Raw genomic sequence first — 14,147 nt, forward strand, 5'->3', positions numbered from 1 at the left:
GGTTTTAAATCATTGAACTAATAGCAATTAGCATTCAGCTTTTTAACTTATGCTGGGCTGTCCTAAAAAATTGTATTGCCGATTATTTTAAACAATTAGGTCTGTCAAATATAGTATTTTAGTATCTTGGATAAACCCAGCCTTCTTATAGAGCTGCAATGCCGGTAAATTATCACCCATTACACCAATAACACACCGTTTATTACCTAATTGCTTCAGCTTTTGTAAAATCTGAGTAATAAAAATAGTTCCATATCCTTGTTTTTGGTATTGTACAGCTATAAATAAATCAAAAAAATAATATTCAGTTTCAAAATTAATAGCACAATACCCAATAATTTGATTATTTTTATGCAAGACGTATTGGATAATATTGGTATCTAAAAAACTATTGCGCATATAATTTTCACTAATCATTGAATCATTATCAAAAATTACGCTTTCCATTTTAGAAACAGTAGATATCTCCGCATCAGTTAGTTCTGATGTAAAAATATTTTCATCAAACTTTACCGAGTGGAACTCTTTTAAATCCAAACTTAATTGATATTCCGTATTAGAAATAGATAATTGGTTGTGTGTCAAAAATTCAGGATAATTTTTTAAAAAGTTTTGTTCCGAAATATATTCCCATTTAGTGTAATTATAATTATGCAAAATTTTCTTAACATAGGACAATAATTTTGTTGTCACCCTTTGTTTCCGCGCATCAGGTAAAACATTAATATAAAGATCTACTATACCGTTACTTGGTTTTTCATCCGCATAGATCATAACCATACCAACCAATTTTTGCTTTTGATAAGCCAATAAAAAAGTTGGCATATCCGGAAAAAAATTAAATTGATTACTCAGATAAGGATCACGAAAAGTATGATCATATTGATGAACCTTCTGTAACAATTGCTTTACTGCATTGATTTGCTCAACATTTAATTTCTTCAAAATCTTAATATCCATACAAACACCCTCTATGCGTATACATTAAATTTTGTAAAATCATCACATTTAACTCATTTTTAATAATAACGGTTATTGTATATTAACTTTCTTCAGAAATAAATTAAGTATGGGATAAAAATTTACTTGAATCTTTTCTCTTTATAGGTAGCTTTAAAATAAGACGGGCTAATACCTCATTCTGGATCTAATATAAAAGGACTGATTAATTAGTATACGAGCTTACCCATATCTAAATTAATCAGTCCTACTTAAAAATCTTTATCTCAGAATCAAACAGACACTTCTGTATTCAATTAACCTTCCAATTTATGATGAATTTTCTGTAGTTTCGTTTCAATTGTGTCCGTATGACCTGGTCGAATATCAGCATTTAGCGAAACATAAGCCCTAATTCCCTGATCAGTTAAAGTTTGGACTGCCTTTTGCACGGTAGCCATCACTTCGGACCATTCGCCTTCAATCTCGGTACCCATTGCTGTTGTTTTATACGTCAAACCAGAAGCTTCAATTACACCGATAATATCATCAACGTAACCACTTAAATGCTCACCAACACCCAAAGGCGCGATTGCTACTGAAATTAAAGTATTCATTTTAATGTCTTCTTTCTAAGGACTTTCTATATAAGTTATTATAGCATCATTTTAGTATGATAAAACTGCTTAAGAGAGAATCGTATGCAACACGCAGAACAGCTTACAGATACTCTATTTAAGATTTTTGTTGTTATAGCCATGCACGAGTTTTGTGTACGTTTTGTGTTAAAGAGCTTCCGGCATGGTAAATAGAACTGGTTCCGCCAACAAACCAATCAGCTCCCGAAGCTACGCAGCGTGGTATTGTTTGTTGGCCTAAATTGCCATCTACTTCAATGGCAACATCTAATTTGGCAGCTTGGATTTTCGATTTTAATTGTTCAATCTTAGAATACATTTCAGGAATAAATTTTTGACCAGCAAAACCGGGATTCACAGTCATTAAGACTACATAGTCAACTACTGGCAAAACATAATCTAGCACATTCAAGGGGGTCGCGGGATTAATCGCCACTCCGGCTTTCATACCAGCATTTTTGATAGCTACCAAAGTTCCTTGCAAGTTATTGGTTGCTTCAGCATGGATGGACATCATATCAGCACCAGCTTGCTGAAATAAAGCTACAAAACGTTCTGGTTGTTGGACCATTGTGTGAATATCTAATGGTTTAGTTGTTAACTGCCGCACTGCTTGTACAAAGTCCGGACCCAAAGTAAAGTTGGGTACAAAACTACCGTCCATAATGTCGATATGATAATAATCAACACCAGCAGTATCCAATTCTCGTACATCACGAGCTACATTACCTAAATTGGTACACATTAAAGATGGTGCAATTTTTTTATTCATCTCTTAACCTCCGCCAAGAAGTTAAGCAGCAATATTATTATATTAATTTTTAGGAACAATAAACGGCACATATTGACTTAATGATTGATCCTTTTTGTCTGAAATTAATGTAACATCAGCTAGATCGAAAACGTGAACTGTCGATATTCTATGAAATTTACTACTGTCGCAAAGAAGATAAGTTTTCTGTGAATTATTCTTTACAATTCTCTTTTTCTCTGCTTCATTGATGTTTGGAGTAGTTACACCCTTGTTCTCATCAATTCCATTTGCACCTAAAAAAGCACAATCAAAATATAAATTCTTTAAATTATTGCGCGTCAAGCTTCCACTTAAAGAAGAAATAACTGGATTATAGTAACCGCCTAATAAAATAATATCAGCTTGAACTTCATTATTAATATTCAAAACTTTAGTATTAGTAGTATAGATAGTTATCTTTTGGTCAATAATTTCATTTAACAAAAGAGCATTATTCGATCCAGAATCAACATAGACACTATCGCCAACAGAAATTTGTTCAGCAGCTAATTGAGCAATTATCTTTTTTTTCTTAGAGTTTAAAGAAGTTTTTCTTACAATTGAAAGCTCACCAGTTGGCGATGTCATCGTAAAAGCTCCGCCTGATAAATGCTTAATTTTACCATCAACTTCTAGCTTCTTTAAATCTCTTCGGAGAGTAGATCCCGAAACATTAGAAAAATCTTGTTGTAATTCATCAAACTTAACTATTTCTTTATTGGATAGATAATCAATAATTTCTTTTTGTCGTTCGTACGGGATCATTTATGATTTCACCTAGTTATACATTAATATTTAATTCTGACCACATATTAATGATAACATTGATGCTGAAGTTTTAACTCAATTTTTCAGTACGCTGGGTAAACAAATAGCCTAAAATAGCAGAAACAATAAAGGAAATTCCTAATCCAATAATGGCATTAATAAAATTACCAGCATGCTTCGTAATGAAAGCGGGACAAGTTGTTACACTACCAAACACAAATGCATTCGTAACTACTTTCGTCAAACCAAGATATGCACCTCCGACCATGCCACCAATGATTTGCGAAAGCCACAGTTTTCTGTTTTTTACTAATAAACCAAATAAGGTTGGCTCAATAATTGCTGATAAAGCAATGGTAATAAATCCAGTTAATGCAAAACCACGTAGCTTCGGATCTTTGGCTTTCAACCAAACGCCGATAGTAGTTCCAATGACTGCAAAATTGCAGGCAAACGTCCATGGACAAATATAATCAAATCCATAATTAGCTATATTATTAATCATAATCGGATTAACAGCCCAATGAATCCCCATACTTACAAGTACACTCCAACCGCCACCAACAACCAATCCTGCAATAGCGCTACTCTTGCCGATTAACCAATTAACCAGTGCAGCAATAAATTTGCCACTGTAAACACCAATCGGTCCAATCACAATGATTGTTAGCGGTACCATTACAAGCAGAGAAATTAATGGCAATAAGACTAACTTCAAATTTTCTGTAATGTGCTGATCTAACCATTTATATAAATAAGAATATGCCCATATACTTAAAATAATTGGTACAACTGTAGAATTATAATTCATTAAAACTGCTGGTATCCCAAAGAAATGTGTAATGAATCCGTTTCCCGTTTTTCCCATTAACGAAATTAAATCTGGATAAAGTAACGAAGCACCAATTAAAGCTGAGATATAAGGACTTGCACCAAAACGTTTAGCTGAAGTAAACGCTAACAAAATTGGCAAGAAATAAAATACACTCATAGAAGCTGCATATAAAATGACATAAGTTCCGGATTTTTCTTTGATCCAACCAAGTTGTGTACATAAAATTAATAAACCACGCAAAATTCCCGAACCTGCCAAAGCTGGTAATAATGGTGCAAAAATGGCTGAAATGGCCGAAAAGATTCGTGATATAATACTGCCTTTTTCTTGATTGCCAGCTTCTTTTTTTACATCATTATTCACATTATCAGTCTGATTTCCTGATTGAAGTTGAACTTGTTTTTCAAATTCTGAATATAATTTGGGAACCTCGGTTCCGATCAAAATTTGATATTGACCAGCTTGATATACGACATCAATCACTCCGGGCAAGTTCTTAATTTGTTCATCTTTGGCCAAAGATCGATCTCGCAAATTTAACCTTAGGCGTGTGGCACAATGTGACATGTTACTAACATTAGTAACACCACCGACATTTTTTAAAATACCAATCGCAGTTTGCTTAAAATCGGTTGCCATAGTTAATTCTCCCCCTTTTATTTAGGATTGTTTAAAAAACTTAGCAATAGTTTTTGGATTTGAATTGGATCACTTTGTTCAATAATTGATTGAATTTTATCAATACCAACTTCAGTAATCATTTGATCCAATTGATGAATCATTTCAATATTTTGTTGACACTCTGCTGCACTATCTTCAACTACCGGAAAAGTATCAAAATAAATAACTCCATCGTAATTATGCTTTTTTAAATAAAACATAAATTCTAACGTTTTAAATGGACTGGATGTGGCTATCATTAATCCATCATCATTTAATCCATATCCATCATTTAAATGAACTCCGAATAATTGTTTCCTTCCAGCAAAAATATCAGCCGCCATTGCTGGATTTTCGTGTTTCATCAACATGTGGCAATAGTCCAATGTCACACCAAAATTCTTGCGATTAATTTCATATAATAACATTCCATCCATGCCCAAACTATCAGCAAAGGCATAAGCTCTAGGTTGAAAAGGCTTATATTCTAGACTAAATTTTAAATCTGGAGCGTAATCACACATTTTTTGAAATGCGGTAACTATTTTATTCAACATTTCTGAATAATTAACTTGGAAACTATAGTCAAAGCCATCATGTGCCATCCAAACTGTCACTATTTGCCCACCAGCTGCTCGACAAAAGTCGGCTGCTTGTAAACAAAGATTCAATGCATCCTCTGACAATCGCGGATCAGCATTTCCCAAATCGCCATTAACAAATTTGTCGTTAAATCTCATCTCTAATCCATTAAGCTTCAAATTATTCTTTACTAGTAAATCATGAAGAACTTCTGGTGTAATATCTTGCACCTGTTCTGGAAAATTGACATCCACATATTCCAAACCTAATTGAGAAAAATTTTGTAAAGTTTCACTTAAACTCAACCTTTCTTTTTGTCGAAAAGAATTTACTCTTGATGCTAACTTCATTTAAAATCCCCCTTTTTGTGTTCAAGCCGAGTATATCACCACATTTTTTCATTATCAATCATTTTTTGTCATAAATTATCATTTATTTTCAGTGAAACAAAATTGACCATTTAAAACAAAGCGAAGGATTTTTTTGAGAAAACGTTTTCTCAATTATAATACTTTTTTTTCTTTTAAAATCAAACCAAATCATCAATAATTGCCTTAAACAGCTAATTTATAGCCAGACTTGAAATCAATAATAGAAAGATATATCATTCTATTTGAGAAAACGTTTGTTCGAAAAAGAATGTATTTTTACTACAAGGAGATTCTCTAATGACTAAAATTGCTTTTGGCTCTGACCATGTTGGCATCGAATTAAAGCCAATTATTATTGAATATGTAAAATCTTTAGGTTATGAAACAATTGATTTAGGTACTTATACAAAAGAAAGAACTGATTATCCTATTTATGGTAAAAAAGTCGGTGAAGCAGTTGCACAAGGAAAAGCTGATTTAGGAATTGTTATCTGTGGTACGGGTATAGGAATTTCCTTAGCTGCCAACAAGGTGGCTGGTATTCGTGCTGCTTGTGTTAGTGAACCATATTCCGCTGAATTATCTCGACGTCATAATAATAGTAACGTCTTGGCTTTTGGCGCCAGAGTGATTGGTAGTGAACTAGCGAAAATGATCGTCAAAGCTTGGTTAGAAGCACAGTATGAAGGTGGTCGTCATCAACGAAGAATTGACGAATTAAGTGCCGAAGATCAAAGAAATAATGAACTTTTTCAACAAATAGTTAATTCAACTGCTAAAAAATATCAAGACTAACCAAAATAAAAAACTTTATGCTAAAGTAGATTAATATGCTTAACATAAAGTCTTTTATTTTGGAGTTACTAAAATGACAAATCAAACCAAAGTTTCAATTAAAGACATCGCTAAATTAAGCGGTGTTTCCGTTTCCACGGTATCACGGGTGATTAACAATAACGGTCGTTTTTCAGAACAAACCCGAAAAAAAGTTCTTAAAGTAATTAATCAATATCATTATCAAACTAATACTGCTGCTAAAACTTTACGCATGAACAAATCTAATACAATCGGCATTTTGGTACCAGATCTTTCAAATTCCTTTTTCGCAGATTTAGTTGAAAACATCGAAAAAATTTTATTTCAAAATAATTATGCTACAGTAATTTGTGATACTAATAAAAATATACAGCGAGAAAATACCTATTTACAAATGTTAGAAGCAAAATTAGTTGATGGAATTGTCATGATCTCAGGTCAGCAATTAGATAATGATATTCATATGAATATATCTACACCTGTTGTTTATATTGATCGTAACGAAAACACCAAAAACATTTACGTTGGTTCTAATAATGAGCAAGGAGCTCATCTTGCTACAAAGCATTTGATTCAAGCCGGCACCATTCCCGTCATGTTCACTTCATCCAATCAGAAAATTTCTTCTAATAATGACCGTATTCAGGGATATCGTGAAGAAATGTTACAAAATAATTTCAATCACAGTCAACAAATAGTTATTGATATCAAAACTGAACGTCAAAAAATTAAGCAACGAGGAATTGAAATTCGTAGTATTTTACGTAATCTGATGTCCAAACAAAAACTACCCTTAGGAATTTTTGCAATTAGTGACACCATTGCTGCCGAAGTTATTTTAGCAGCTCACGAATTAAATCTTAATATCCCACAAGATTTAAAAGTAATTGGGTTTGATGATGCTCCGATTGCTCGCTATTGTTACCCGCAATTAACAACGATTAAACAAAACACCGCAGCTATTGCTCAAAATGCCAGCAACTATTTATTACAACTAATTCAAGGCAAATTAGACAATTCCGATATTACCAAAATTGTTGATGTTCAGTTGATTGAACGAGGCACTGTTTAAATTGTAGGATGATTAATCTGTCTCATTTTTCTTATTAGAACAATTAACGATATTAGTATAAACTTTCGCCGTAATTCCATAGATTATTCCGTAATAGGCAGCCACTAATACTATCAGCGTCAATGAAATAATGGCAAGTAATTTAAAGCTATAAACAAAGAGCATTACTAAGACGCTTTTTATTGCCGGCAATGCAAAAAGTAAATTAATAATAGCTCCAATCAACGGTAACATAAACAACAATAAAATTTGACTATGAATAGCTTTTTTAGTTTCTAATTTACTCAGTCCTACTTCTTGCATAATCAGAAAGCGTTTTTGATCAGCATAACCTTCTGACAATTGTTTATAATAAATCAGTAGGGCCATGACAATAATCATACTTAAACTAATTAAACCACCAACAAACAAGACGCTGCCTACTAGCGAATTCATATATTGCTCCATTTGTACTTTAGCCGAATATTTATCACTATCCAATTTTAGTAGTGATGGTATTTGGCTTGCAAATTTTAATTTATGCTTTTGTGCCCCTTGAATATTTTGTCCCTGAACATATAACCAAGGTTGAGGATTAATCTGATGTGCTACTTGCTGATTAGCTGTAATAATAAAAATTGGTCGATAAATTGAACGCTGATAACTAAATCCTAACTTAAATTGTGGAATAACTTTAACCTGATAACTTTGCTGATTGAAATTCAAAGAATGCTTTAAAGCTAAATTATCAGCCGAATACACTAAAATTTGGTGCTTTTTTAAACGCAAGGAAGTTTTTTGAATTCTATTATAATCACTAACACTAATTGTACTGACTTGATAAATAATATGCATGCCACCAGTCATTGGACGTAGTTGTCCATCTTGAATCACGGACGGTATTGGAGTAGTCATTTGCATTTGCTCTGATTGTCGTAAATTAATTTGATTTTGCTTAGCTGCCCGGTGCAATATTTGTTGTTGTTGATGCGAAAATGGATGCTGTTGAACCAGCATTAAATCGGCGGGATTATAAGTGTTAACTAACTTTTCTTTACCTAAATATAAGCCCGTGCTTCCCACCAAACTGACTAAAATAGCACTGCACAATAAACAGATAGAAGCCAAACTTAACGCGTTTTGTTTCATTCGGTATAATAATCCAGATAAAGCAATAAAATGTGACGGCTGGTAATAAAAATGTGGTCGTTGCTGTAAAAACTTTAATATCCAGACGCTGGAAACTAAAAAGACCAAGTAAGTTCCCAAAACAACAAATACTACTGCCACTAAAAACTGTGAAAGTGAAGCAACTGTAGGTTTGGTTTTAACAGCCAGATAGTAACCTACCGCTAAGAGCAACACACCTAAACCACCTAACAAGCCATTACTTCTAGGCTTAACTTCGACCTGATTAGTTTGTTGCCATAAAACTACCGGTTGTAATTGACGAATTTGCCAAAAGTCACTGAGTAATAGCCATAAAAATAGCAAACTAAAAATTACAATAACGACTAACAAACCAGTTTGCGAAAATTGTTCAACAATTGCTTTGGTTTGGAGCAGATTACATAAAATCAAGAAAAATAATTTATTAAACACTAAGCCACTAACTAAACCACCTACCAAACTAACAATCAATAAAAATAAGACTTCGATTGTTAGAATTAAATTCAAATCTTTAGTAGCTAAACCTAACATTTTATACAATGCTAACTCATGAACCTGTTGTTTAATCAAAAAACGATTAACATAAATCATTAAAAAAATAGTTAATAAAGTAACAAAAACGGTACCCAAGATCATTAAATAAATGGTTTGTTGACCCAACGCCAACTTGTTCAAACTAGTATTAAAACAGGTATTCCAAAAAATATAATTGACGGCAACCAAAGTAATACTAGCCAAGATAAACGGTCCGTATTGTTCACGGTGGTGCGTTAATGCATGCCCAGCCAATTTAAAGTGAATCATTGCTGTTCACCTCCAACCAGGAAGGTGGCACTTGCAGTGATTTGTTGCAAATATTGACTAGCAGTTTGATTACCGCGAAAAAGTTCATGAAAAATCAAACCGTCTTTAATAAATAAAACGCGTTTGGAATGACTGGCAGCCAAAGCACTGTGCGTGACCATTAAAATAGTTTGTCCTTTAGCGTTAACTTGTTCAAATAAATCCAACAATAATTCAGAATTATGCGAATCCAAGGCACCTGTAGGTTCATCAGCTAAAATTAATTGTGGTTGCGTGATTAAAGCCCTTGCTGCTGCCACTCTTTGTTGCTGCCCACCAGATATTTCGTAAGGATAACGCTGCAATAAATCAGTAATTTGTAAAACCTTAGCCAGTGGTTGTAAGCGCTGTTGTAGAATTTTAGGTTCGGTTTTAGCTAGTACCAACGGTAATAAAATATTGTCTTGATTATTAAATGTATTAAGTAGATTAAACTTTTGAAAAACAAAACCTAAATGTTGTCTACGATATAAAGCTGCTTGATTTTCTGTTAGTTGAGCTAAATTTTGCTCATTTATTTGAATTAAACCACTAGTTGGCTTATCTAAAGTAGCAATCAAATTTAAAAGTGTTGATTTGCCAGATCCAGACTCACCCATTATCGCTACATATTCTCCTGATTCAACTGTCAAAGAAATATCTTTCAAAGCTTGCACTTCAACTTGATGCGGTTGTGTAAACTTCTTTTGCACATGCTGTAATTGTAATAAACTCATCGTTTACCCTCCCTAAGTTATTCGATAAGTTTATTTTAAAAAGCTTTCACTTTAACAACAAGTTACAATCTCCGCCGTTAAGTTACAGTTTAGCAACCTCTTTAATTTGCTCTATTGGGAAAATCAGACTAACTGTCGTTCCTTGCTGATATCTGGACGATATCGTTAACTGGTCGTGAAACTTTTGACTAATTTGTTGGGCCAAATATAACCCCATTCCTGTTGCATTAGGATTATTCCGGCCATTAACTCCAGTAAATCCGGCTTCAAATACGCGTGGCAAGTCACTAGCCACAATCCCAATACCCGAATCAATAACCCTTAAGCAATTGTGTTCCCAAACCAATTTAATTTCACTTCGATCGTCCGAATACTTCCAAGCATTAAAAATTACTTGTTCCAATATTACTTGCAGCCATTTAGTATCTGTCAAAACCTGAACCGCTGGAACTTGAATACGTGGAGAAATTTGGCGTTGAATAAACAGCGGCGCAAATTTTTGTAAAACAGTTTCTATAACTTGTGTCAAGGAGACCCAATTAAAACGTAAATCATGTGTTAAATTTAAAAAACGATCATAATCTAACATCGAATCTAATTGCTGCTGAATCAACTTGGTTTGCGTTCGAACCGCGATAGTATTCAGCTGCTCAATACTCTCACTCATTAATAACAGATCCGTAACTGGAACTTTGATTTCATGAGCCCAATGTATTAAATAATCTTGTTGATATTGAGCCTTTTGCTTTTGCACTTTTTGGTCAGACTTTACTTGCTGCTGCAAAGTTTGTAATTTGTGCAATAAAAGATAGTTTTCCCAATCACTAGCCGATAAATCTTGAAACAATGTTGGCTGGGAAAAATCTGTTTGCTGCAACTTTTGCCCCTTACGCCACTGATAATAAGTTTTCAAACCGCAATAGACCCCTACAAATAGTAAACTAAAGCGAATAAAATCACCCAAAATAATTATTGGTAAATGATACAAAACAAATAAAATACTTAGTAAAACTAACAAGCCACAATAGCTCAGTAAGCTTAGCAATGCCGGTTTAATCAAGAGCCACATTTCCTTTTTATTCATAAGCACATAACCGATAGCCACTACCAGGTTCAGTTACAATATATTGTTGCAGGTCAATTGGCTTCAGTTTGCGGCGCAATCGGCTAAAATTAACTCGCAAAGCTTGCTCATCCAAAAACAGACCTCCCTGCCAAAAAGTCTCCAAAAAGTGTTGCGTAGAAATTACTTGATTAACATTTAAAAATAATAATTGTAAAATATCGCCTTCAGTCGGTGACAAATTAACACGTTGCTGGTTAAAAACTACTTCATTTCCTAAAGTGTAAAGAGTATAAGGTCCAAACTGTAATTGACCACTTTGAACTTGTTGATCATAAGTCTGTAATCGCCGTAACATCGCTTGAACTTTAGCAAGTAAAATGCTAATCGTAAAAGGCTTAATAACATAATCATCTCCACCTTCAGCTAATGCTCGCAACATACTGGTTTCTTGATCAATAGCTGACAAAAATAACAATGGTACTGTCGAAATTTGACGTAACTGTTGTGCCCAATAGAAACCATCAAAATATGGCAAATTAATATCCATAATAACCAAATCTGGCTTTAATTGTTTAAATTCTGCGATAATCTTTTGAAAATCTGAAACGCCAACTACTTTCAACGACCACTTAGCGAAGTTTTTTATTACGGTTTGCAATAGAGTATTGTCATCATCGATCATCATAATTGTTTGCATCTGGATTACCTCTCCCCCAAACTTAAGTATTAACGTGATAATTAGCTTTAATTTACCATAAATTGACTAAAATTAACTCTGAATTAACAAATATCTTTCTTAGAAATTTTTCCGAAAATTCATAATGTATTTAAACTGTCATAACAATTTTTAATTTCTAGTCATTTTTCCGTAAGATTTTCTTTAAATTTCACCAAGCTAATGAGATCTTATATGATATAATTTTAATCGGCAACTCGCCCCGTAAGGGGGTGATACCGTGTTTCAGACATTTTTCGTAACTGTTGTTGCACCGATTATTGTTAGAGTAACAACACAAGTGCTTGTTGATTGGTTACACAGCAAGCATAAAAATAGCTGAGTTGCTAAGTAACTACACATAAAAAAGCCATTCCTACTGGAGATAGGAATGGCTTTTGTGTTATACCATGTTAGACACTTTTCGTACTTACAAGGATAGTATATCATAATTGTGTTAATATTCAAATTAACCAAGCTGCCTCTTTATCATAGAAGTATCTTTTATACTATCTACTAAAATTAGTTTTTTCGTTAAAAATTTGTGATAATCTGTTTCTAAACATTAAAAAATTAACTTGAACTTTATTTTTTAAAACTGTAAATTCATCCAGCATAGCCCCCACAATTAAAACCAGCTTCCGAATCAAACTTTAGTTTTTTTCCGTAGTGGATAAATTTACAAAATATCGTCACTAAGTACCGAGTATTACTCACAGTAATAATTTAAAGAAGTCTAATTCATCATAATTGTGCTAGTATTAATTCCAGATTGACAAAATATCATCCTAAGGAGTAATTATGGAAGTTCATAGCCTACGTTATTTCTTGGCAGTTGCTCAAGAACAAAATATTTCTCGAGCGGCCAAGTATTTACATATTTCACAGCCTGCTTTATCTCGCCAAATTAGTGAATTGGAAAAAGAATTGGGCGTGCAATTATTTGATCGCAGTTCCCACAACATTAAATTAACTAACGATGGTTACTATCTCAGAGAGCATGCTCAACAAATCATCGCTTTAGTCGATAAAACTACGTCAACTTTGCAAGCTAATCACTTACTCATCAGTGGTGAATTAGACATTGGGTGTGGCGAAAGTTTGGGAATGCGTCAAGTCATGCAAGTGATCGGACAGATTATGGATAAATATCCAGCCGTCAAAATTCACCTCCACAGTGGTGATGCAATGGAAGTAGAAAAACAATTAGCAACCGGTAATCTAGACTTTGGCGTCATTATGGGTGAATATAATTTTCATAATTATCAAACCTTACAACTACCTGAAAAAAATTACTGGGGCATTCTCATGGCCGCTAATTCACCCTTAGCGCAAAAACCATTCGTGACCCCTGCTGATTTAATTTGCCAAAAATTAATCATCTCCGAACAAGTCCAACACAGCTCTCACTTACAAACTTGGTGGCAAAATGTGGCAGAACAAATTCAAATTGTTGGCACTTATAATCTAGCGTATAACGCTGCACTGCTAGCCCATAATCCACATTATTTAGTTTTAGCATTTGAAGATGTAGTCCAAAATTATCATGGTGGTTTAGTTTTTCGGCGACTACAGCCACAACTATCTGAAAACAATACTTTAATTTGGCAAAAGAATCGAATCATGTCGAACATTGCCAAACTATTTTTACAACAATTGCAAGCAAATCTTGCGCATAATAATTAATCAATTATCAGTTTAAAAACTAATTTTTGGTAATCGTCACTGTAAACGCATGTCTCTGATGTTTCCAAGCCGAAATAGCTCGCTGTGAATTTTGAAAATGGCCAAGCACACGAATTCCTTGAAAATACGCAACAGGTCCATAATACAGAACTAAACGTGGTTGCGGCGACCAATAACCTAAATCACCAACTTTAGGATTGGCTCCAACTGGCATTTGTTTAATAGACAATGGTTGTTTCAAGTCGGAAATTTTTTCTGCTTGGTTAAAATCACGAAACCGCAGCTTTAATGGCAGTCGCTTTTGTAAGCTTTTGGCAGCAGCACTCTGATTTAAGTATGCGCGATATTTGTGATGATGCATTTTGATAATTATTTGATTAGTGTTTTGTCACTAGCTTGAATTGATTGTAACGATGCTAAATAGCTCAATAAAATAATGATTAAAAAGCTGATAACTATCATGCCCCAGCCGCTTCTATTTTGTTTCATTAGAAAAAC

General features: G+C 33.7%; 14 protein-coding genes. 3 read left to right on the top strand and 11 right to left on the bottom strand.

The window, feature by feature from the left end; all coding sequences use genetic code 11:
• Positions 1 to 87 precede the first annotated feature (87 nt).
• The 6 genes from AC3B6Y_RS00190 to AC3B6Y_RS00215 all read right to left on the bottom strand — a co-directional run bounded on the left by AC3B6Y_RS00190 (position 88) and on the right by AC3B6Y_RS00215 (position 5,565).
• Positions 88 to 960, bottom strand: a complete 873-nt coding sequence (locus AC3B6Y_RS00190) for a GNAT family N-acetyltransferase (RefSeq protein WP_489791104.1) — start codon at positions 958 to 960, stop codon at positions 88 to 90.
• A 296-nt stretch (positions 961 to 1,256) separates the two neighbouring features.
• The gene (locus AC3B6Y_RS00195) at positions 1,257 to 1,556 is read right to left on the bottom strand and encodes an MTH1187 family thiamine-binding protein (protein WP_489758023.1); all 300 of its coding nucleotides are present in this window, start codon (positions 1,554 to 1,556) and stop codon (positions 1,257 to 1,259) included.
• A gap of 133 nt (positions 1,557 to 1,689) precedes the next feature.
• A complete protein-coding gene (gene rpe / locus AC3B6Y_RS00200) occupies positions 1,690 to 2,349 on the bottom strand; it encodes a ribulose-phosphate 3-epimerase (RefSeq protein WP_489791105.1) in 660 nt (219 codons plus the stop codon).
• A 42-nt stretch (positions 2,350 to 2,391) separates the two neighbouring features.
• Positions 2,392 to 3,135, bottom strand: coding sequence for a DeoR/GlpR family DNA-binding transcription regulator (locus AC3B6Y_RS00205; RefSeq protein ID WP_489791106.1), 744 nt, complete (start codon positions 3,133 to 3,135; stop codon positions 2,392 to 2,394).
• Positions 3,136 to 3,208: 73 nt separating this feature from the next.
• Complete coding sequence (locus tag AC3B6Y_RS00210; protein WP_489758020.1) at positions 3,209 to 4,612, bottom strand: PTS transporter subunit EIIC; 1,404 nt, start codon at positions 4,610 to 4,612, stop codon at positions 3,209 to 3,211.
• A 17-nt stretch (positions 4,613 to 4,629) separates the two neighbouring features.
• Positions 4,630 to 5,565, bottom strand: coding sequence for a sugar phosphate isomerase/epimerase family protein (locus AC3B6Y_RS00215; protein WP_489790370.1), 936 nt, complete (start codon positions 5,563 to 5,565; stop codon positions 4,630 to 4,632).
• Between the two features lie 318 nt (positions 5,566 to 5,883).
• Here AC3B6Y_RS00215 and rpiB point away from each other — a divergent pair, with 318 nt between their 5' ends.
• Both rpiB and AC3B6Y_RS00225 read left to right on the top strand, forming a co-directional pair.
• Positions 5,884 to 6,381: a ribose 5-phosphate isomerase B gene (gene rpiB / locus AC3B6Y_RS00220; RefSeq protein ID WP_489790369.1), complete on the top strand. Its 498-nt coding sequence runs from the start codon at positions 5,884 to 5,886 to the stop codon at positions 6,379 to 6,381.
• Between the two features lie 73 nt (positions 6,382 to 6,454).
• Positions 6,455 to 7,474: a LacI family DNA-binding transcriptional regulator gene (locus AC3B6Y_RS00225; RefSeq protein WP_489791107.1), complete on the top strand. Its 1,020-nt coding sequence runs from the start codon at positions 6,455 to 6,457 to the stop codon at positions 7,472 to 7,474.
• 12 nt (positions 7,475 to 7,486) lie between these two features.
• Here the strand turns inward: AC3B6Y_RS00225 and AC3B6Y_RS00230 are convergent, their stop codons facing one another.
• From AC3B6Y_RS00230 to AC3B6Y_RS00245, 4 genes are all read right to left on the bottom strand, one after another.
• Positions 7,487 to 9,427, bottom strand: coding sequence for an FtsX-like permease family protein (locus AC3B6Y_RS00230; protein WP_489791108.1), 1,941 nt, complete (start codon positions 9,425 to 9,427; stop codon positions 7,487 to 7,489).
• On the bottom strand, positions 9,424 to 10,182 hold the full coding sequence (locus tag AC3B6Y_RS00235; RefSeq protein WP_489791109.1) for an ABC transporter ATP-binding protein: 759 nt from the start codon (positions 10,180 to 10,182) through the stop codon (positions 9,424 to 9,426). The genes AC3B6Y_RS00230 and AC3B6Y_RS00235 overlap by 4 nt, the downstream gene beginning before the upstream one ends.
• An 82-nt stretch (positions 10,183 to 10,264) precedes the next feature.
• Positions 10,265 to 11,266 (bottom strand): sensor histidine kinase, encoded by a 1,002-nt coding sequence (locus AC3B6Y_RS00240; protein WP_489791110.1) that lies wholly within the window; start codon positions 11,264 to 11,266, stop codon positions 10,265 to 10,267.
• A complete protein-coding gene (locus AC3B6Y_RS00245; RefSeq protein ID WP_489758013.1) occupies positions 11,259 to 11,945 on the bottom strand; it encodes a response regulator transcription factor in 687 nt (228 codons plus the stop codon). The genes AC3B6Y_RS00240 and AC3B6Y_RS00245 overlap by 8 nt, the downstream gene beginning before the upstream one ends.
• Positions 11,946 to 12,764: 819 nt before the next feature.
• On the opposite strand from AC3B6Y_RS00245, the gene AC3B6Y_RS00250 reads away from it, so the two are divergent.
• On the top strand, positions 12,765 to 13,649 hold the full coding sequence (locus tag AC3B6Y_RS00250; protein WP_489791111.1) for a LysR family transcriptional regulator: 885 nt from the start codon (positions 12,765 to 12,767) through the stop codon (positions 13,647 to 13,649).
• 19 nt (positions 13,650 to 13,668) lie between these two features.
• Here the strand turns inward: AC3B6Y_RS00250 and AC3B6Y_RS00255 are convergent, their stop codons facing one another.
• The gene (locus AC3B6Y_RS00255; RefSeq protein ID WP_489791112.1) at positions 13,669 to 14,010 is read right to left on the bottom strand and encodes a cyclophilin-like fold protein; all 342 of its coding nucleotides are present in this window, start codon (positions 14,008 to 14,010) and stop codon (positions 13,669 to 13,671) included.
• Between the last annotated feature and the right edge of the window lie 137 nt (positions 14,011 to 14,147).

The organism is Bombilactobacillus sp. ESL1092, assembly GCF_058107465.1.

Bases quoted from the DNA above. Each gene is read 5' to 3' on its own strand.
- AC3B6Y_RS00190 (WP_489791104.1), bottom strand. From the start codon at position 960: ATGGATATTAAGATTTTGAAGAAATTAAATGTTGAGCAAATCAATGCA.
- AC3B6Y_RS00195 (WP_489758023.1), bottom strand. From the start codon at position 1,556: ATGAATACTTTAATTTCAGTAGCAATCGCGCCTTTGGGTGTTGGTGAG.
- rpe (WP_489791105.1), bottom strand. From the start codon at position 2,349: ATGAATAAAAAAATTGCACCATCTTTAATGTGTACCAATTTAGGTAAT.
- AC3B6Y_RS00205 (WP_489791106.1), bottom strand. From the start codon at position 3,135: ATGATCCCGTACGAACGACAAAAAGAAATTATTGATTATCTATCCAAT.
- AC3B6Y_RS00210 (WP_489758020.1), bottom strand. From the start codon at position 4,612: ATGGCAACCGATTTTAAGCAAACTGCGATTGGTATTTTAAAAAATGTC.
- AC3B6Y_RS00215 (WP_489790370.1), bottom strand. From the start codon at position 5,565: ATGAAGTTAGCATCAAGAGTAAATTCTTTTCGACAAAAAGAAAGGTTG.
- rpiB (WP_489790369.1), top strand. From the start codon at position 5,884: ATGACTAAAATTGCTTTTGGCTCTGACCATGTTGGCATCGAATTAAAG.
- AC3B6Y_RS00225 (WP_489791107.1), top strand. From the start codon at position 6,455: ATGACAAATCAAACCAAAGTTTCAATTAAAGACATCGCTAAATTAAGC.
- AC3B6Y_RS00230 (WP_489791108.1), bottom strand. From the start codon at position 9,427: ATGATTCACTTTAAATTGGCTGGGCATGCATTAACGCACCACCGTGAA.
- AC3B6Y_RS00235 (WP_489791109.1), bottom strand. From the start codon at position 10,182: ATGAGTTTATTACAATTACAGCATGTGCAAAAGAAGTTTACACAACCG.
- AC3B6Y_RS00240 (WP_489791110.1), bottom strand. From the start codon at position 11,266: ATGAATAAAAAGGAAATGTGGCTCTTGATTAAACCGGCATTGCTAAGC.
- AC3B6Y_RS00245 (WP_489758013.1), bottom strand. From the start codon at position 11,945: ATGCAAACAATTATGATGATCGATGATGACAATACTCTATTGCAAACC.
- AC3B6Y_RS00250 (WP_489791111.1), top strand. From the start codon at position 12,765: ATGGAAGTTCATAGCCTACGTTATTTCTTGGCAGTTGCTCAAGAACAA.
- AC3B6Y_RS00255 (WP_489791112.1), bottom strand. From the start codon at position 14,010: ATGCATCATCACAAATATCGCGCATACTTAAATCAGAGTGCTGCTGCC.